The organism is Pseudomonas sp. G3-19 (genome assembly GCF_054855875.1).
This window is the reverse complement of the sequence record NZ_JBMPIQ010000003.1, coordinates 3,977,467-3,994,006: the sequence shown is the minus strand read 5'-3', so window position 1 is coordinate 3,994,006 and position 16,540 is coordinate 3,977,467. Positions and strand designations below refer to the sequence as shown.

Below are 16,540 nucleotides of genomic sequence, written 5' to 3'. Positions count from 1 at the left end.
CACTCATGGGGTATTCGCGAAGTGTGGCCGGGAGCGCAAAGACTTCATGTTCCTCGACACGGTGTGAGACCCGTGCCGGTGCTTTTTTTGAGGGACTCACACCCGGCCGCCTTGGCGGACACACTCACGTGTAGTCCCGAAGGTGTTCGTACGCCGGAAAGTGCATCGGAGGTTTGGCCCCACGCAAGGAGGGCCAAAGTATGTCTAAGTTTCTTAAACATATGTGGCGCCTCGTCAGAATCGCGTTATGGGCTTTTCGCCTGTACGAGTTTCTGCGAGACCGTTGGAATAATTCATTGTAGAGGATTGATCTGACGGAAACCGCTCCTGCCTCGGCAGGAGCGGTTTAATTTCTTTCGCAAACTTCAAGGCATTTTTGCTCAGGGTCTGCAGACTTACTCGGCCGGCGGCGTCAGCTTGGCTTCCATCTCGGCGACTTTGGCCTCAAGGCTTTCGAGGCGAGCGCGGGTACGCGCCAACACAACCATCTGACTATCAAACTCTTCACGGCTCACCAAATCGAGTTTGCTGAACGCACTCTGCAGCAGCATCTTGAACTGGCTTTCGATTTCGGCTTTCGGCAGCGGAGTGTCGCCGCTGAACAGGCGGGAGGCGGTGCCGCTCAGGGCGTCGAGGAAGTCTTTGGGCGCGAGCATGGAATGTGTCCTGTAAACAGTGGCGGGCAGTGTATCACGCAGTGTCTATAGTCATTGACGCAGGCACGGATGCACGCTTTTCGCGCAAGCGGACGGACGGCAGCGCACCGTTGTTGTGCGTAACCGTCGGGGCTTTTTTGCGCGGGCGCCTGTGGCAGCGGCCAAGGGCTTGAAATCAGAGGAATTTGGCGAGATGGCAAGCTTTCTGCTTAGTCGGTAGTGACCCATGCACTGATGCAGTCGCTGTGACGAATGCAGTGCGGCAGGCGGGACGGGGAGTTTCGCCGGCAGCGGTTAGCTGGCGTCAGTCGGGCAGGTAAGGCCGACGATGCGTTACAAAGCCAGGCACTGCGCTTAGACTTGAGTCGGGTTTGTTTTCCTGGGGCAAGTCCACCAATTCGGGAGAGAGTTTCATGAAGCTAGTCACTGCCATCATCAAGCCGTTCAAGTTGGACGACGTGCGCGAGTCGCTGTCCGAAATCGGCGTGCAGGGCATTACCGTTACTGAAGTCAAAGGCTTCGGCCGGCAGAAGGGTCACACCGAGCTGTATCGCGGCGCGGAGTATGTGGTCGATTTTCTGCCCAAGGTGAAAATCGACGTTGCTATCGACGACAAGGATCTGGATCGGGTTATCGAGGCGATAACCAAGGCTGCCAACACCGGCAAGATCGGTGACGGCAAGATCTTCGTGGTCAATCTGGAACAGGCGATCCGCATCCGTACCGGCGAAACCGATACCGACGCGATCTAAACGCCGCCACAAACCCAACGCCCCAGGAGAAAACAATATGACTCTGCGTAAATTCGCAGGGCTAGGCGCCCTGTTGTCCATCGTAATGCCCGGCCTGGCTATGGCGGCAGATCCGGTGGCGCCTCCAGTCCTCAATTCCGGCGACACCGCCTGGATGCTGACCTCCACAGCCCTCGTGCTGTTCATGACTATTCCGGGCCTCGCGCTGTTCTACGGCGGCATGGTGCGGTCGAAAAACATTCTTTCGGTGATGATGCAGTGCTTCGCCATTACCGGCCTGGTCACCATCCTGTGGTTCCTTTATGGCTACAGCATGGCGTTCGACACCACCGGGATGGAAGCCAACGTCGTCAACCTGAACTCCTTCGTCGGCAGCTTTGCCAAGGCCTTCCTCGCGGGCGTCACGCCTGCCAGCATTACCGGCCCGGCAGCGCTGTTCCCTGAAGCAGTGTTCGTCACTTATCAAATGACCTTCGCCATCATCACCCCGGCGCTGATCGTCGGTGCCTTCGCCGAGCGCATGAAGTTCTCCGCGATGCTGGTGTTCATGGGCGTCTGGTTCACGCTGGTCTATGCGCCGATCGCGCACATGGTCTGGAGCGGTCCGGGTTCGCTGCTGGGCGACTGGGGCGTGCTCGATTTCGCGGGCGGCACCGTGGTCCACATCAACGCCGGTATCGCCGGTCTGGTGGCGTGCCTGGTGCTGGGCAAGCGCAAAGGCTTCCCGACCACCCCGATGGCACCGCACAACCTTGGTTACACCCTGATGGGCGCGGCCATGCTGTGGGTCGGCTGGTTCGGCTTCAACGCCGGTTCCGCCGCGGCCGCCAACGGCACTGCCGGCATGGCGATGCTGGTGACTCAGATCGCGACCGCTGCCGCTGCACTGGGCTGGATGTTCGCCGAGTGGATCACCCACGGCAAACCTAGCGCACTGGGCATTGCCTCGGGTGTGGTTGCAGGTCTGGTGGCAATCACGCCGGCAGCCGGTACCGTGGGCCCGATGGGCTCGCTGATCATCGGTCTGGCGGCCGGTGTGGTGTGCTTCTTCTGCGCCACCACGCTGAAACGCAAACTCGGTTACGACGATTCCCTGGATGCCTTCGGCGTGCACGGTATCGGCGGTATCCTCGGCGCAATCCTCACCGGTGTGTTCGCCGCACCGGCCATGGGCGGCTTCGGCACCGTGACCGACATCGCTTCGCAAGTGTGGATTCAGTGCAAAGGCGTCGGCTTCACGGTGATCTACACCGCGATCGTCACCTTCATCATCCTCAAGGTACTGGACGTGGTCATGGGCCTGCGTGCCACCGAGGAAGAAGAGGCAGTGGGTCTGGACCTGGCACAACACAACGAACGCGGCTACAACCTGTAAGTACGCGCATCGAAAAAACTTGCCCGGCTTGCCGGGCATTTTTTTGTCTGGAATTTGTCATTCAGGTAGTGGCTGAAAGGATTTTTCGTACGGCTTTGGTCGTGTTTACGACAAGCGTTTTTCTGCGGCCAATGGCTTACATCATTGCAGGAATATTAGGGCCTTTGTTTTTTCCCAGAGCGCGCTAGAATGCGCCCCGAACGTGCGGAGAACTGTATGTGGCAACAGACTCTGATAACCCTGCGGGCACGGCCCCGGGGCTTTCATCTGGTAACGGACGAGTTACTCGCCGGCCTGCCTGAACTCAAGGCGTGCCGGGTCGGTCTGTTGCATTTGTGGCTGCAGCATACCTCGGCGTCGTTGACCATCAACGAGAACGCCGATCCGGCGGTCCGTCGCGACTTCGAACGATTTTTCAATCGTCTGATCCCACAAGGAACAGACGGCTATGAGCATAACGACGAAGGCCTGGACGACCTCCCGGCGCACTTCAAGGCCAGCGTACTTGGCTGTCAAATCAGTCTGCCGGTTTCGGCAGGGCGACTGGCTCTGGGGACCTGGCAAGGTGTTTATCTGGGCGAGCACCGTGATCATGGCGGTGCCCGTAAAGTCCTCGCCACCCTGCACGGTGAAGGGGCGTAAACCGTTGGTCACCAGCGGTTACCGATTTTTTTCCGGCGACTTTCGACAGTCGCCAAAGCTGGTCTATAACTAATCTGCTTTTCGCAAGTCATGAGGTAGAACATGAGCGACGATGATCTGGAAAACGACGACCTCGAAGTAGGCGACGAAGACGAGGCCGAGGAAGGCCTGGAAGCAGCGGCGGAAGACGTTGCTGACGACGATGGCGGTGACGATACGCCGGCCCCGGCTGCCAAAGGCAAAGCCAAGGCTGCGGTGTCGATCGACGAGTTGCCGAGCATCGAAGCCAAGAACAAGGAGCGCGACGCCCTGGCCAAGGCCATGGAAGAATTCCTTGCGCGCGGCGGCAAGGTGCAGGAAGTGGAGGCCAACGTGGTCGCCGATCCGCCCAAGAAGCCGGATAACAAGTACGGCAGCCGCCCTATCTGAGGCGTGCTACCTGCTTGCTGAAAAAGCCCGCCGTCGCTGCGGGCTTTTTCATGCCTGGAATTCCGGACGCGCCACTATCCCCTGTAGGAGTGAGCCTTGTGGTGAGGGGATTTATCCCCGATGGGTCGCGAAGCGGCCCCTAATGCAGCACCCCCACCGTCCTGAGACACCGCGCAAGATGACTTCACGGCTGCTGCGCAACCGATCGGGGATAAATCCCCTCACCACAAGAAAGCGGTATTGCGTCAGGCGGAGAGGGCATTCCAGCGGGCGAGCACTGCCGGCAAATCGGTCAGGCTACGGATCTCGGCATCCGGCAGCCGCTCGGCTTCCCAGACTTTGCCAGCCGGGTTGAACCAGATCGCGCGCATCCCCGCCTGCTGTGCCCCGGCGATGTCATCGCCCGGATGATCACCAATGTGCACCGCCAGGTCTGCGCTCACACCACCGCGCTGCAGAGCTTCATGGAACAGGCGTACATCCGGTTTGGCGATGCCGATGTCTTCCGCGCACAAGGCAAACTTGAAGTAATCCGCCAGGCCCAGCCGACGCACGTCGGCGTTGCCGTTGGTGACCACGCCGAGTGCGTAATGGTTGGCAAGGATTTCCAGGGTCGGTTCGACCTCCGGGAACACCTCGATCTGATGCCGCGCATGCAGGAATACTTCAAAGCTTTTGTCGGCTAGATCCGCAGCTTCGCCGTGGGCGTACCCGGCTTCCTCCAGTGCGTGGAACAGCACCCGCCGACGTAACGCACTGATGCGGTGCTTGAGACCCGGTTCGCTGGCCAGTACCCGCTCACGAATCCCCCACAAATGCTCCACCGGCACCGCGCCCAGATTCGGCGCGTGTTCGCTCAGCCACTGGCGCAATACCGCTTCGGCGCTGACGATCACCGGGGCGGTGTCCCACAGAGTGTCGTCGAGGTCGAAGGTGATCAACTGGATGTTCATGAATCGTCGCCTTTGCTGCGTTTGGCCCGTGGGTGGGCGCTGTCATAGACCGCCGCCAGGTGCTGGAAGTCCAGGTGGGTGTAGATCTGCGTGGTCTTGATGTCCGAGTGGCCGAGCAGTTCCTGCACCGCGCGCAGGTCCTGCGAGGATTCCAGCAAGTGGCTGGCAAAGGAATGCCGCAGCATGTGCGGGTGCAGGTTCTGCCCCAGTTCGCGCTCGCCGGCCAGTTTTACTCGCACCTGAATCGCCCGTGGGCCGAGGCGCCGACCTTGTTGGCTGACGAATACGGCGTCGTCGGCCGGGTTGGTCATGGCTCGCAGCGGCAGCCATTGCTCCAGTGCTTCGCGGGCCTTTTTGCCGACCGGCAGCAGGCGGGTCTTGCTGCCCTTGCCGAGCACCTGAACCATGCCGTCGGCCAGATCCAGCTGATCGAGATTGAGCCCGGTCAGCTCGGACAGGCGCAGGCCCGAGGAATAGAAGAGTTCGAGAATCGCCTGATCGCGCCGCGCCAGAAAATCATCCTCGACGGCACCTTCCAGCAGTTGCAAAGCACGGTCGGTGTCGAGGGTTTTCGGCAGGCGCCGTTCACCTTTCGGCGGCGCCAGTCCGGTGGCCGGGTCGTGGTCGCACAGACCTTCGCGATTCAGATAGTGATAGAGCCCGCGCACCGCCGAGAGCAATCGGGCAAGGCTGCGTGACGACTGGCCCTGCGCATGCAGGCGGGCGATCAGGCTGCGCAGACGCTGAATATCCAGCGCCGCCCAACTGCCAATGTTCTGCTTGAGGCACCAGCCGAGGACTTTATCGAGGTCGCGGCGGTAGGCCGACAGGGTGTGCGGCGACACCTGTCGCTCACTGCGCAGGTGTTCGCAGTAAGCGTCCAGTTGTCGTTCCATGCTCAGCGTACCGAGCGCAGGGAGCTGTTGACCCGTGGCAGCACGCGACCCATGACTTCAGCGATGTAGCTGAGGAACAGCGTGCCGACCGAGCTCTTGTAGTGCTGCGGATCACGGCTGGCGATCGCCAGAATGCCGTGGATGCCTTGATGGCTGACCGCGACTACCGCGGTGGAGCCGATCTGCTTGCGCTGTTCTTCGCCGAACAGGAAGTCCAGCTCATGTTCTCGCAGAGTGCCGCTGACGCTCTTGCCTTCGGTGAGCAGACCGCCGATCGCGGTTTGCGCGTCGGCATGAGTCACCCAGCGGCCAACCGGTGCCGGGTTGTCGCCGAGCAGGATCAGGCTGACAAAGGGCACCTGAAAGTCCTGGCGCAGGCTGTCTTCGACGCTGATCACCACGTCTTCCAGACTGGCCGCGTCCATCAGCGACAGGATCAGGCGGCGGGTCTTGTCGAACAGCCGGTCATTGTCGCGGGCGACGTCCATCAACTGCGAGAGGCGGTGGCGCATCTCGATGTTGCGGTCGCGCAGGATGCTCATCTGGCGTTCGACCAGCGAAACGGTGTCACCGCGCTGGTGGGGAATGCGCATGGCAGGCAGCAGTTCTTCGTGCTCTACGAAGAAGTCCGGATGAGCCTCCAGGTATGCGGCAACCGCTGCCGCCTCCAGGCTCTCGGACGCTGATTCGTCGGACTGTCGGGCGGGTACCTGAGGCTTATCGGTCATGGCTTCTGCTCACTCAAAGACGCACTTGTCCTTCGTATACACGCACTGCCGGGCCGGTCATCAGCACCGGGTGGCCAGGGCCTGCCCATTCAATGGACAGACGCCCGCCGGGCAGGTCGATCAACAGCGGCGAATCCATCCACCCCTGGCTGATGGCCGCAACTGCAGCGGCACAAGCGCCGGTGCCGCAGGCCTGGGTTTCCCCGGCCCCGCGTTCCCAGACGCGCAACTGCGCGCGGTTGCGGTCGATGACCTGGATGAAACCGACGTTGACCCGCGCCGGGAAGCGCGGATGGTGTTCGATTTTCGGCCCCAGTTCATGCACCGGTGCATTGTTGATGTCCTGTACGCGCAGCACCGCATGGGGGTTGCCCATTGACACAGCGGCCAGTTCGACCGTGGTGCCGTCGACTTCCAGCTGATAGCTGCTGGCCTGCGCCGGTGCGTCGAACGGAATATCCGCCGGCACCAGACGCGGCGCGCCCATGTTCACCCCGATCTGGCCGTCGTTACGCACGTCCAGCTCGATGATGCCGCCCTTGGTCTCGACGCGAATCTGCCGTTTGGCGGTCAGGCGCTTGTCCAGAACGAAGCGCGCGAAGCAGCGTGCACCGTTGCCGCACTGTTCCACTTCCGAGCCATCGGAGTTGAAGATCCGGTAACGGAAATCCACGTCCGGATTGCTCGGCGCTTCGACGATCAGCAATTGGTCGAAACCGATACCGGTGTGCCGGTCGCCCCATTGCTTGGCGTGCTTGGGCTGAATATGCGCGTGCTGGCTGACCAGGTCGAGAACCATGAAGTCATTGCCCAGGCCGTGCATTTTGGTAAAACGCAGCAGCATGGGTTACTCCGGCAGCAGGCTTTCGCCGGCAAACAGCTCGGCCACGGTTTCGCGGCGGCGCACTTCAAAAACTTGATCACCGTCTACCAACACTTCAGCGGCACGGCCACGGGTGTTGTAGTTGGAACTCATCACGAAGCCGTAGGCACCGGCCGAATGCACGGCCAGCAGGTCGCCTTCTTCCAGCGCGAGCTCACGATCCTTGGCGAGGAAATCGCCGGTTTCGCAGATCGGGCCGACGATGTCGTATTTGCGCGCAGCGGAGTCACGCGGTTTGATCGCAGTGACGTCCATCCAGGCCTGATACAGCGCCGGACGGATCAGGTCGTTCATCGCCGCGTCGACGATGGCGAAATCCTTGTGTTCGGTGTGCTTGAGGTACTCGACCTGGGTCAGCAGCACGCCGGCGTTGGCGACGATGAAGCGGCCCGGTTCGAACACCAGCGCCAGGTCACGACCGTTCAGACGCTCGCGCACGGCCTTGATGTAGTCGCCTGCCAGCGGCGGCTCTTCATCGCGATAACGCACGCCCAGGCCACCACCGAGATCGATGTGGCGCAGGTGGATGCCGCAATCGCCGAGGCGGTCGACCAGGTCCAGCAGACGGTCGAGGGCATCGAGGAACGGCGGCAGGGTGGTCAGTTGCGAGCCGATGTGGCAGTCGACACCGATCACTTCCAGGTTCGGCAGGTGCGCGGCACGCACGTACACGTCTTCGGCGTCGGCAATGGCGATGCCGAACTTGTTCTCTTTGAGACCGGTGGAAATGTACGGGTGGGTGCCGGCGTCGACGTCCGGGTTCACGCGCAGCGAGACCGGTGCGCGAACACCCAGCTCGGCAGCCACGACTTGCAGGCGCTCGAGTTCGTCAGTGGATTCGACGTTGAAGCAGTGCACGCCGACTTCCAGCGCGCGACGCATGTCGTCACGGGTCTTGCCGACGCCGGAGAACACGATTTTGTCGGCGCTGCCGCCAGCGGCGAGTACACGTTCCAGCTCGCCACGGGAAACGATGTCGAAACCGGCGCCGAGACGGGCCAGGACATTCAGAACCCCGAGGTTGGAGTTGGCCTTGACGGCGTAGCAGACCAGGTGCGGCATGCCGGCCAGCGCGTCGGCGTAGGCCAGATACTGGGCTTCGATGTGCGCACGCGAGTAGACGTAGGTGGGCGTGCCGAAGCGGTCGGCGATGGCGGACAGCGCCACACCTTCCGCGAACAGCTCCCCGCCACGGTAGTTAAAAGCGTCCATGGCGATCCCTTATTGGTAAACGTCGTGCTTGTGTGCTTTGGACGGCTGCTTCTGCGAAGACTGGGCTTGCTCGGCCGGGTCCTGATCGTCATCCGGCAGGTACAGCGGGCCTTTTTGACCACAGGCCGAAACGAGGCAGGCAACCGCGACGAGCGCAGCAAGGGAAGAGATCAGGCGCTTCATGGCGAAATCCTTGAAAATGCGTTAATTGCGCCGGAGTATACCGGCCACCCGGCAGCTTGCCTATGCGAGGGGGTTCCCGTCCGGCGGGGCTGTCTGAATACGCATAAACCCCTGTGGGAGCGGGCTTGCCCGCGAAGGCGTCGGTCCAGTCGAGAAAAATGCTGGATGTGCCGGCCCCTTCGCGAGCAAGCCCGCTCCCGCAAGTGTTGTGTTGGATGTGCCGGCAGGTGCTTGGTCGTTAATCTTTGCAATCGGCCGGCAGCGTCCGTATCTTGCGGCGCTTGAGCCTGATCAGACATTTTTTGAGGTTGCCACAATGAGTTTGTCCGAAGCGCGTTTCCACGATCTGGTCGATGAAACCCAGGAAAAACTGGAGGACATCTTTGACGAAAGCGACCTGGATATCGACCTGGAAAGCTCGGCCGGTGTACTGACTGTGAAGTTTGAAAACGGCACGCAGCTGATTTTCAGTCGTCAGGAGCCGTTGCGCCAGCTGTGGTTGGCGGCGGTCTCCGGCGGTTTCCACTTCGACTACGACGAAGAGAGCGAGCGCTGGATGTGCGACAAGAGCGAAGAGCAACTGGGCGAGATGCTCGAGCGCATCGTCAAGCAGCAAGCCGGCGTCGAATTTGACTTCGAAGGTCTGTGATTTCGTGACTGACACCGCACCTGTTCGTCCGCCAAAGCCGCTTTACAGCAACATCAGCCCGGCCGTGCCTTCGCCGTGCAGCGGCGTGTGCCGGCTGGATGAACAGAAGGTTTGTCTCGGCTGCTTCCGCCATGTCGAGGATATTCGCGAATGGCGCTCGGCAGACGATCAGCGCCGTCGGATCATCTGCCAGCAGGCTGCCGCACGAAAAGCCCTGACTTGACTCGACCTTGTGGTGAGGGGATTTATCCCCGATAGACTGCGCAGCAGTCTCAGAAGCTTGGGGCCGCTGCGCGACCCATCGGGGATAAATCCCCTCGCCACAGGGGTTCTTGCCAGATCAAAAGTGGGTGGCTTGTATATTTTTTGAGCTGTGATAGTGTCCGAACACGCCTCAACCCATCGAGGCATGGTGAAAACCCCGTCTTTTTTGGCGGGGTTTTGCTTTTTTTGTGTGCAGAAGAAAGGAGTCTGCCCGGATCATGACCGCACCTTCCATCACTCTTACCCGTCTGGACGTGCAACGTCTGGAGCGCTTGATCGACAACCTGAATGAGAAAGACCAGGCTGCGCCGGGCGTGATCGCGCTGCAAACCGAACTGGACCGCGCCGATACGCTGGTCGGCCACGATGAAGTGCCCGCCGATGTCGTGACGATGAATTCCCGCGTGCACTGCCGCGAAGAAGGCAGCGGCAAGGACTATCACCTGACGCTGGTCTACCCCAAGGATGCCAACGCCGACGAAGGCAAGATCTCGATCCTCGCGCCGGTCGGCAGCGCGCTGCTGGGCCTGAAGGTCGGTCAGCACATCGACTGGCCGGCTCCGGGTGGCAAGACCCTGAAACTGACGTTGCTGGAAGTTGAATCGCAGCCTGCCAACGGCGGTGAATTCCGCGAGTGATCCCGCCTCAGACCTGTTCGAGCGCCTCGTTCAGGGCGCGCTCCAGGTCGGCCTTGTAGCGCAGATACAAATTGCTTGAACTCTGACCATCACCGAGCAGGCCCGAGAGGTCCAGGTCGGTGATGTAGCAGCGATAGCGCTCGGTCTCGCGGCGCTGCTCGACGATCTCCCGGGCGACCACATGGAACAGCTGGTCGCCATATTCCAGCTCGCTGAATTCCCGTTGATTGCAATATAAGGTGACCTGCACCTCTCCCGGTGCGGCTTTGCCGACGATCGCCTGCACGTCGTAGAACGGTTTGTTGACCGGTGTCTGCGGCGCCGGTCGTGGTTCGACCCGGCGCGCCCGCCCGGGGCCGGAAGGCAATAGCTGGTAATACAAGGTGTCGAGGCCGACCGCCGGGCTGCCATCCATCGGCAACAGCGCTTCGCGTCGGTACTGGATCGATTGCAGGAAGCGCTGCAGCGGTACCAGCAGGCTCTGTTCATCGTGATACGGCAGATGCTGTTGCCACAGCGCGTTGAACTCATCCAGCACGTACAGCTCGGCCTGTTGTTCGCTGATCCGGTAGAACACCTGAATCGATTCCGGCTGACCCATCGGCAGGATCAACGCGAGGTCGTGATCCTCCAGCGCCATCGGGTCCAGGTGCAGCGGGCTGTAGCGCGGCTGTTCTTCGCCCAGATAATCGAGCAGCGCCGGCAATGTCGCGAGGGCTGCGTGATTGACCTGGCCCGGCACCAGCTCCAGCACGTGATAGTGCTGTTGCACCTGAATCAGGTAGCGGTGATTGAGCTCGCTGAGCAGCAGGGTCTGCGCGGTGTCGATGACTTCTTCGACGCGCCGGGCAATGAACTGCGCGCGGTTGTGGCAGAAGCAGCGCACTTTCAATGACGGCTGCTGCGGGCCGCGCGGCAGATTGTTGAGGTAGTCGCGCAGGCAATCGAGCAGCGCGTGGGGGCCGTCGAAACGGTTGACCAGCACTTCATTCCAGCTGTTGAGCGTGACCTGATCGAGGGTCAGCACAAGGTTTTCGCGCACCCCGGCGTAACTCAGCGAGTCAGTACGCTCGGTGGTCATCAGGATGTTCAGGTCGCGGTGGTGCTTGAGCGGATCGACACCGACGTTGACCAGCATCAGCACTTCGCTCGGCACCGCAGCGCGCAGCAGTCGTTCTTCGGCAACGGTCGGCAGGGGCAGGGCGATGCACTGCTGCAGGCTGCCGAGCAGGTTGAACAACTCGAACTCGCTCATGTCGCTGGTACCGGGGTGCAGCGCCAGTCGGGTGCTGCTATCGATCACACCGTTGCGATGGCACCAGGTCAGCAGTTCGAGCAGTTCGCGGCTGCGCTTGATCGGCGCGAAGTGCTCCCATTCCAGGGCATTCAGGCTGCCGTTGTACAAGCCCCACTGGGTTTGCCCAGGCTCTTTTTTATTCGGCGATTGCACCAGCGTCAGGGTGTCTTCGGCCAGATCCGGGGCGATGCCGGGATTGATGAATTCGACCTTGTCGGCCTTGCGCTCGAACGCGGCGTACAGGCGACGACCGAGCACGTTCAGGTCGCGCTTGTTGATCAGGCTGACGGTCTGTTCGCTGCGGGCGAACTGGGTCAGGAAGCGGTAGCTGTAATTCAGCTCATTGACCAGCGCGCGGCGTTCGGCGCTGACCTGGCGGACTTTCCACTGGCTGCGGCTGTCGAGCAAGGCCAGCTGGCGCTGATCCCAATGCCATTCGTGCGCCAGGCGTTCCAGCAACGAGCGCTGCCAGCTCTGGGTGCGGCTGTTGCCGGTGAGCTTGCGGTTGACCTTGAGGTACAGCGCGCGCCGCACCAGCTCCAGACGCTCCGGCTCGTTGCGGGCGCTGAGGTATTCCTCGATGCGTCGGTACACCACCATGTACGGATCCAGCTCATCCAGATCCAGCTGATTGGCGAACACGGCCTGCTTGTAGCGCAGGCTCAGGCACTGCACTTGCGGGTGTTCGCTGGCGTAGACCTCGGTCAGCAACAGCTTGAGCACCGACTTGTAGGGCGATTCGATGCCCTTGAACAATTGCCACAGGCCGGCACCGATGAACTCGCCCGGCGGAATTGTCGCCAGATGCCCGAGATCAAGCGTCTCGTCGGCGCGAATGAAACGCTTGGACAGCAGAGTGTGGGTGTACAGGTCGTAAGCGCTTTCTTCGTAGACCGGCACCAGCCACCAGATCGGTGTGCGCCCGGCCAGCCAGATCGCGGTGCGATAAAACTCGTCCAGCAACAGATAGTGCTGCGTGCTGCCGCAGTTTTCGGAGCTGAGCTGGGTGTCGCGTTCGCCTTTGACGAAGCGTACCGGGTCGATCAGAAAGAAGTGCGCCTCGGCGCCTTGGGTCGCGGCCCAGGCTTCGAGGAGCTGGCATTTTTTGCGCAGCTCGGCGAGTTCGTTTTCGCTCAGGTCCGGTGCGTGGCAAACCCACACGTCCATGTCGCTCTGATCGGCCTGGGCCAGGGTGCCGAGGCTGCCCATCAGAAACAGTCCGTGAATCGGCCGAGGCGGGTTGCTGCCATGGCGCGGCTTGTAGGAGAACGAGCGGGTCAGGCGCTGCGCTTCGGTGAGGGCGCTGGCGTCCGGTTCATAGTTGGACAGCCCGGCGGGGGTGCTGCCGGAAACATAGCCCGGCAACAGCGGGTGATTGACGTGGAAGAACAGCGGCAGCAGGGTCAGCACGCCTTGCTGGCGGCTCGACAGGCCTTCAAGTGCCCGGCCGAGCCGGCCTTCATTGAGTTTGAGAAAACGCGCGCGCAGCTGGCTGAGCACCTTGCGGTCGATGCCTTCGTCCAGGTCGGGGCGGATTTCATGGGTGCGCGTCATGTCAGCTCAAACCGGCTCGCAGGCTCGGACGAAGAGGGTCTCGGAATGGGAGGCAGTTTAGCCTTTGCGCAGCGGGACTTTTAAGCTGAATTTGTTTTTTGACGTCAGATTTTTAGCGGTGAGCGATCAAGCGGGCCCGCGGAAATCCCGTGGCAGGAGTTCCCGTGGGCGAAGACGGGAAAAATCAGGCGGTTTCCTGTTCTCTCAGAATGGTCAGCACGGTTTGCACATTTTGCGCGGCATCACGACCCAGGCTGGTCAGATACCCGCCATCGGGCTTGTCGGTGAGGTCTTTCTCGAAGAGGCGTTTGGCGGCGGCGATATGTTTCGGGGCAGCGGTCTGATGAATTTTCAAACCTTCCTGGGAACTGTCCAGGGGAAAGAGTGCGAGGACTTCCAGTTCGGCAACCAGCTCAGGGGTAAGCGACATAAGGACTCCAGACTTTCTAGGAATTGGACGACAGCGCCCCTAAGGTGAACCCGCTTTTGCGGCATGTCCAGTGCTCAGATCAGGGATTTTGTCTTGAGGCGAATTCCAGTGTAGTCGGGGCCGGAGAGATGGCTGGATGGATACGTTACAAACCTTGTGGGAGCGGGCTTGCTCGCGAAGGCGTCGGGTCAGTCGCCCTGTTCGTGATTGATCCACCGCCTTCGCGAGCAAGCCCGCTCCCACAGGGGAAATGTGTTGTTACTGCTTTTCCGGTGGCAACTCTGGCAACGCACGCAGCGCGGTTTCATACCACTCGGTATTGAACGCGCGGTCTTCGTCGAGCATCGCGTCGATTTCGTAGGCCAGCACGTGGGCCATCAGATTCAGGATGTCATCACGCTCGTAACCGACCAGCGTCAGCTTGTTGAAGGTTGCCTTGGCCGCTGGCGGGTTGTCGCTTTCGATCTGGTTCTCGATCGCTTCGATCAGCGTCGATTCGGTGAACTCTTCTTCATCATTGTCGATGTCAGTCGGCTCGCTCATGGCAGGCTCCTCAAGGAAAGGCGCCAGTTTACCCGCATTCAGCGGCGTGATGCTGCTGGCAGGATCACGCCCGGCGATCTATAAACAGTGACTGCCCACCCCGCACGGCCTGGAGGCTATGTGATGTTCAAGCTCTACGGATTCGCTGTCAGCAACTACTACAACATGGTCAAGCTGGCGCTGCTGGAAAAGGGCCTGGCGTTCGAATAGGTGACGTTCTACCCGACGCCGACCCCGCAATCGCTGGCGATCAGCCCGCGCGGCAAAGTACCGGTACTCGGCGTCGATGCCGGATTTATTAACGAAACCGCGATCATCCTTGAATACCTCGAGCAGACCCAGAAGGGCACGCCGCTGCTGCCGAGCGATCCATTCGAGCGGGCGCAGGTGCTGGCGATCGCCAAGGAAATCGAGTTGTACATCGAACTGCCGGGCCGCGCCTGTTATGGCGAAGCGTTCTTCGGCTCGCCGGTGCCGGAGGCGATCAAGGAGAAAACCAAAGCCGAGCTGCTGCTGGGTTTCGCGGCACTGGGCCGCCACGGCAAATTCGCCCCGTACGTGGCGGGCGACAGTTTGAGCATCGCGGATTTGTATTTCCTGTACAGCGTGCCGCTGGCGTGTGCGGTCGGGCAGAAACTGTTCGGGATCGATTTGCTGGCAGAGATGCCGAAAGCCAAGGCGCTGCTGGAGCGGCTTGAGCAGAATCCGCACGTGCAGAAGATTGCAGCGGACAAAGAGGCGGCGATGCCGGCGTTTTTGGCGATGATCGCTGCCAAGAAGTAAGTTTTTTGGCGTTCTGAAGGACGCATTCGCGAGCAAGCCCGCTCCCACTGGGGATTTCGTTGGTCACAATGTTGTGTTCAACATCAATCCAAATGTGGGAGCGGGCTTGCTCGCGAAGCTTTTGACCTTTAGCGGCTGGCGATGAGGGCCTGACCGCGAACCACCGCTGCCTTGACCTGCGCCGGCGCAGTCCCGCCGATATGGTCACGGGCATTCACCGAGCCTTCCAGGGTCAGCACGGCGAACACGTCCTGCTCGATCTGGTCGCTGAACTGACGCAGTTCTTCCAGGCTCATCTCGGCCAGATCCTTGCCGGTGTCGACGCCGTACTTCACCGCGTGACCGACGATTTCGTGGCAGTCACGGAACGGCAGGCCACGGCGCACCAGGTAGTCCGCCAAGTCGGTCGCGGTGGAGAAACCACGCAGGGCCGCTTCACGCATGATCGCGTGTTTCGGCTTGATCGCCGGGATCATGTCGGCAAACGCCCGCAGCGAATCGCGCAGGGTGTCGGCGGCGTCGAACAGCGGCTCTTTGTCTTCCTGGTTGTCCTTGTTGTAGGCCAGTGGCTGGCCCTTCATCAGGGTCAGCAGACCCATCAGGGCGCCGAACACGCGGCCGGTCTTGCCGCGAACCAGTTCCGGCACGTCCGGATTTTTCTTTTGCGGCATGATCGAGCTGCCGGTGCAGAAGCGGTCCGGCAGATCGATGAACTGGAACTGCGCGCTGGTCCACAGCACCAGCTCTTCGGAGAATCGCGACAGGTGCATCATCGCGATGCTCGCGGCCGAGCAGAATTCGATGGCGAAATCGCGATCGGAAACGTTGTCCAGCGAGTTGCCGCCCACGGCGTCGAAGCCCAGCAGTTGCGCGGTGTATTCGCGATCGATCGGGTAGGTGGTGCCGGCCAGCGCGGCGCTGCCCAGTGGCATGCGGTTGGTGCGCTTGCGGCAGTCGACCAGGCGCTCGTAGTCGCGGCTGAGCATTTCGAACCAGGCCAGCATGTGATGCCCGAAGGTCACTGGCTGAGCAGTTTGCAAGTGAGTGAAGCCGGGCATGATGCTCGCCGCTTCACGTTCGGCCTGCTCCAGCAGGCCTTTTTGCAGGCGGGTGATCTCGGCCAGGATCAGGTCGATCTCGTCGCGCAGCCACAGGCGGATGTCGGTGGCGACCTGGTCGTTGCGGCTGCGCCCGGTGTGCAGTTTCTTGCCGGTGATGCCGATGCGATCGGTCAGGCGCGCTTCGATGTTCATGTGCACGTCTTCGAGGTCGACGCGCCAGTCGAACTGGCCGGCTTCGATTTCGCCCTGAATGGTCTTCAGGCCGTCGATGATGCTGTCGCGCTCGGCATCGGTCAGCACGCCGACCTTGGCCAGCATGGTGGCGTGGGCGATCGAGCCCATGATGTCGTGGCGATACAGGCGCTGGTCGAAGGTGACGGAGGCGGTGAAGCGGGCGACGAAGGCGTCGACGGGTTCACTGAAGCGGCCGCCCCAGGACTGATTGGTCTTGTCAGTGCTCATGAATTCGCTCGTATCGGCTTGAAGAAAGAAGGCGTGAAACGCTGGCGCGGATAATAACAGGGTTGCCAATCCTGTCGCTGACACCGGTCGATACGTTTTTTTCTCATCTGCTCATTCATAGTCGGCGCCGTCTGTGGGGGATTTGCGCAA

Annotated in this window: 20 protein-coding genes; 9 read left to right on the top strand and 11 right to left on the bottom strand. The window is 61.1% G+C overall.

Going from position 1 to position 16,540, the window contains the following annotated elements; genetic code table 11:
- Positions 1-395: 395 nt before the first annotated feature.
- Complete coding sequence (locus tag ACOYXI_RS18415; RefSeq protein WP_007920416.1) at positions 396-656, bottom strand: accessory factor UbiK family protein; 261 nt, start codon at positions 654-656, stop codon at positions 396-398.
- 413 nt (positions 657-1,069) lie between these two features.
- Here ACOYXI_RS18415 and glnK point away from each other — a divergent pair, with 413 nt between their 5' ends.
- The 4 genes from glnK (at position 1,070) to sutA (ending at position 3,854) form a co-directional block, all read left to right on the top strand.
- Positions 1,070-1,408: a P-II family nitrogen regulator gene (glnK, locus tag ACOYXI_RS18410; RefSeq protein ID WP_002555808.1), complete on the top strand. Its 339-nt coding sequence runs from the start codon at positions 1,070-1,072 to the stop codon at positions 1,406-1,408.
- A 37-nt stretch (positions 1,409-1,445) separates the two neighbouring features.
- Positions 1,446-2,783 carry an ammonium transporter gene (locus tag ACOYXI_RS18405; protein WP_025113244.1) on the top strand — a complete coding sequence of 446 codons (1,338 nt, stop codon included), beginning with the start codon at positions 1,446-1,448 and terminating at the stop codon, positions 2,781-2,783.
- A gap of 216 nt (positions 2,784-2,999) precedes the next feature.
- Positions 3,000-3,425 carry a secondary thiamine-phosphate synthase enzyme YjbQ gene (locus ACOYXI_RS18400; RefSeq protein WP_003229414.1) on the top strand — a complete coding sequence of 142 codons (426 nt, stop codon included), beginning with the start codon at positions 3,000-3,002 and terminating at the stop codon, positions 3,423-3,425.
- A gap of 102 nt (positions 3,426-3,527) precedes the next feature.
- Complete coding sequence (gene sutA / locus ACOYXI_RS18395) at positions 3,528-3,854, top strand: transcriptional regulator SutA (protein ID WP_003229413.1); 327 nt, start codon at positions 3,528-3,530, stop codon at positions 3,852-3,854.
- A 245-nt stretch (positions 3,855-4,099) separates the two neighbouring features.
- Here sutA and ACOYXI_RS18390 read toward each other — a convergent pair whose 3' ends face one another.
- From ACOYXI_RS18390 to lptM, 6 genes are read right to left on the bottom strand one after another with little or no spacing between them, the layout of a single operon-like run.
- Complete coding sequence (locus ACOYXI_RS18390) at positions 4,100-4,807, bottom strand: HAD family hydrolase (protein ID WP_461675140.1); 708 nt, start codon at positions 4,805-4,807, stop codon at positions 4,100-4,102.
- A complete protein-coding gene (gene xerC, locus ACOYXI_RS18385) occupies positions 4,804-5,703 on the bottom strand; it encodes a tyrosine recombinase XerC (RefSeq protein WP_003229409.1) in 900 nt (299 codons plus the stop codon). Before xerC ends, ACOYXI_RS18390 begins: the two co-directional genes overlap by 4 nt.
- A 2-nt stretch (positions 5,704-5,705) precedes the next feature.
- A complete protein-coding gene (locus tag ACOYXI_RS18380) occupies positions 5,706-6,431 on the bottom strand; it encodes a DUF484 family protein (RefSeq protein WP_097089519.1) in 726 nt (241 codons plus the stop codon).
- Between the two features lie 13 nt (positions 6,432-6,444).
- Entirely contained in the window at positions 6,445-7,275 is an 831-nt protein-coding gene (gene dapF, locus ACOYXI_RS18375) for a diaminopimelate epimerase (RefSeq protein ID WP_027610441.1), read from the bottom strand.
- Between the two features lie 3 nt (positions 7,276-7,278).
- Positions 7,279-8,526 (bottom strand): diaminopimelate decarboxylase, encoded by a 1,248-nt coding sequence (lysA, locus tag ACOYXI_RS18370; protein WP_098966238.1) that lies wholly within the window; start codon positions 8,524-8,526, stop codon positions 7,279-7,281.
- A gap of 9 nt (positions 8,527-8,535) precedes the next feature.
- Complete coding sequence (lptM, locus tag ACOYXI_RS18365) at positions 8,536-8,709, bottom strand: LPS translocon maturation chaperone LptM (RefSeq protein ID WP_007911098.1); 174 nt, start codon at positions 8,707-8,709, stop codon at positions 8,536-8,538.
- A gap of 316 nt (positions 8,710-9,025) precedes the next feature.
- Between lptM and cyaY the strand changes: the two genes are divergently transcribed.
- The 3 genes from cyaY to rnk all read left to right on the top strand — a co-directional run bounded on the left by cyaY (position 9,026) and on the right by rnk (position 10,260).
- A complete protein-coding gene (gene cyaY / locus ACOYXI_RS18360) occupies positions 9,026-9,358 on the top strand; it encodes an iron donor protein CyaY (protein ID WP_003229398.1) in 333 nt (110 codons plus the stop codon).
- A 4-nt stretch (positions 9,359-9,362) separates the two neighbouring features.
- Positions 9,363-9,581 (top strand): DUF1289 domain-containing protein, encoded by a 219-nt coding sequence (locus tag ACOYXI_RS18355; protein ID WP_098966236.1) that lies wholly within the window; start codon positions 9,363-9,365, stop codon positions 9,579-9,581.
- Between the two features lie 259 nt (positions 9,582-9,840).
- The gene (gene rnk / locus ACOYXI_RS18350; protein ID WP_003229397.1) at positions 9,841-10,260 is read left to right on the top strand and encodes a nucleoside diphosphate kinase regulator; all 420 of its coding nucleotides are present in this window, start codon (positions 9,841-9,843) and stop codon (positions 10,258-10,260) included.
- A gap of 7 nt (positions 10,261-10,267) precedes the next feature.
- Here rnk and ACOYXI_RS18345 read toward each other — a convergent pair whose 3' ends face one another.
- The 3 genes from ACOYXI_RS18345 to ACOYXI_RS18335 all read right to left on the bottom strand — a co-directional run bounded on the left by ACOYXI_RS18345 (position 10,268) and on the right by ACOYXI_RS18335 (position 14,084).
- Positions 10,268-13,111, bottom strand: a complete 2,844-nt coding sequence (locus tag ACOYXI_RS18345; protein ID WP_134784947.1) for a class I adenylate cyclase — start codon at positions 13,109-13,111, stop codon at positions 10,268-10,270.
- Positions 13,112-13,295: 184 nt separating this feature from the next.
- Complete coding sequence (locus ACOYXI_RS18340) at positions 13,296-13,541, bottom strand: TIGR02647 family protein (RefSeq protein ID WP_098966233.1); 246 nt, start codon at positions 13,539-13,541, stop codon at positions 13,296-13,298.
- A 258-nt stretch (positions 13,542-13,799) separates the two neighbouring features.
- Complete coding sequence (locus ACOYXI_RS18335; protein WP_027610447.1) at positions 13,800-14,084, bottom strand: hypothetical protein; 285 nt, start codon at positions 14,082-14,084, stop codon at positions 13,800-13,802.
- Between the two features lie 120 nt (positions 14,085-14,204).
- Here ACOYXI_RS18335 and ACOYXI_RS18330 point away from each other — a divergent pair, with 120 nt between their 5' ends.
- Positions 14,205-14,294, top strand: coding sequence for a glutathione S-transferase N-terminal domain-containing protein (locus ACOYXI_RS18330; RefSeq protein WP_461675139.1), 90 nt, complete (start codon positions 14,205-14,207; stop codon positions 14,292-14,294).
- Positions 14,295-14,867 (top strand): glutathione S-transferase N-terminal domain-containing protein, encoded by a 573-nt coding sequence (locus tag ACOYXI_RS18325; RefSeq protein ID WP_461675138.1) that lies wholly within the window; start codon positions 14,295-14,297, stop codon positions 14,865-14,867.
- A gap of 128 nt (positions 14,868-14,995) precedes the next feature.
- On the opposite strand, the gene argH is transcribed toward ACOYXI_RS18325, so the two are convergent.
- Complete coding sequence (argH, locus tag ACOYXI_RS18320) at positions 14,996-16,390, bottom strand: argininosuccinate lyase (RefSeq protein WP_027610449.1); 1,395 nt, start codon at positions 16,388-16,390, stop codon at positions 14,996-14,998.
- Positions 16,391-16,540 lie beyond the last annotated feature (150 nt).

Bases quoted from the DNA above. Each gene is read 5' to 3' on its own strand.
- ACOYXI_RS18335 (WP_027610447.1), bottom strand. From the start codon at position 14,084: ATGAGCGAGCCGACTGACATCGACAATGATGAAGAAGAGTTCACCGAA.
- cyaY (WP_003229398.1), top strand. From the start codon at position 9,026: ATGAGTTTGTCCGAAGCGCGTTTCCACGATCTGGTCGATGAAACCCAG.
- rnk (WP_003229397.1), top strand. From the start codon at position 9,841: ATGACCGCACCTTCCATCACTCTTACCCGTCTGGACGTGCAACGTCTG.
- ACOYXI_RS18340 (WP_098966233.1), bottom strand. From the start codon at position 13,541: ATGTCGCTTACCCCTGAGCTGGTTGCCGAACTGGAAGTCCTCGCACTC.
- lptM (WP_007911098.1), bottom strand. From the start codon at position 8,709: ATGAAGCGCCTGATCTCTTCCCTTGCTGCGCTCGTCGCGGTTGCCTGC.
- ACOYXI_RS18380 (WP_097089519.1), bottom strand. From the start codon at position 6,431: ATGACCGATAAGCCTCAGGTACCCGCCCGACAGTCCGACGAATCAGCG.
- ACOYXI_RS18390 (WP_461675140.1), bottom strand. From the start codon at position 4,807: ATGAACATCCAGTTGATCACCTTCGACCTCGACGACACTCTGTGGGAC.
- glnK (WP_002555808.1), top strand. From the start codon at position 1,070: ATGAAGCTAGTCACTGCCATCATCAAGCCGTTCAAGTTGGACGACGTG.
- ACOYXI_RS18415 (WP_007920416.1), bottom strand. From the start codon at position 656: ATGCTCGCGCCCAAAGACTTCCTCGACGCCCTGAGCGGCACCGCCTCC.
- dapF (WP_027610441.1), bottom strand. From the start codon at position 7,275: ATGCTGCTGCGTTTTACCAAAATGCACGGCCTGGGCAATGACTTCATG.
- lysA (WP_098966238.1), bottom strand. From the start codon at position 8,526: ATGGACGCTTTTAACTACCGTGGCGGGGAGCTGTTCGCGGAAGGTGTG.
- ACOYXI_RS18345 (WP_134784947.1), bottom strand. From the start codon at position 13,111: ATGACGCGCACCCATGAAATCCGCCCCGACCTGGACGAAGGCATCGAC.
- argH (WP_027610449.1), bottom strand. From the start codon at position 16,390: ATGAGCACTGACAAGACCAATCAGTCCTGGGGCGGCCGCTTCAGTGAA.
- xerC (WP_003229409.1), bottom strand. From the start codon at position 5,703: ATGGAACGACAACTGGACGCTTACTGCGAACACCTGCGCAGTGAGCGA.
- ACOYXI_RS18400 (WP_003229414.1), top strand. From the start codon at position 3,000: ATGTGGCAACAGACTCTGATAACCCTGCGGGCACGGCCCCGGGGCTTT.
- sutA (WP_003229413.1), top strand. From the start codon at position 3,528: ATGAGCGACGATGATCTGGAAAACGACGACCTCGAAGTAGGCGACGAA.
- ACOYXI_RS18405 (WP_025113244.1), top strand. From the start codon at position 1,446: ATGACTCTGCGTAAATTCGCAGGGCTAGGCGCCCTGTTGTCCATCGTA.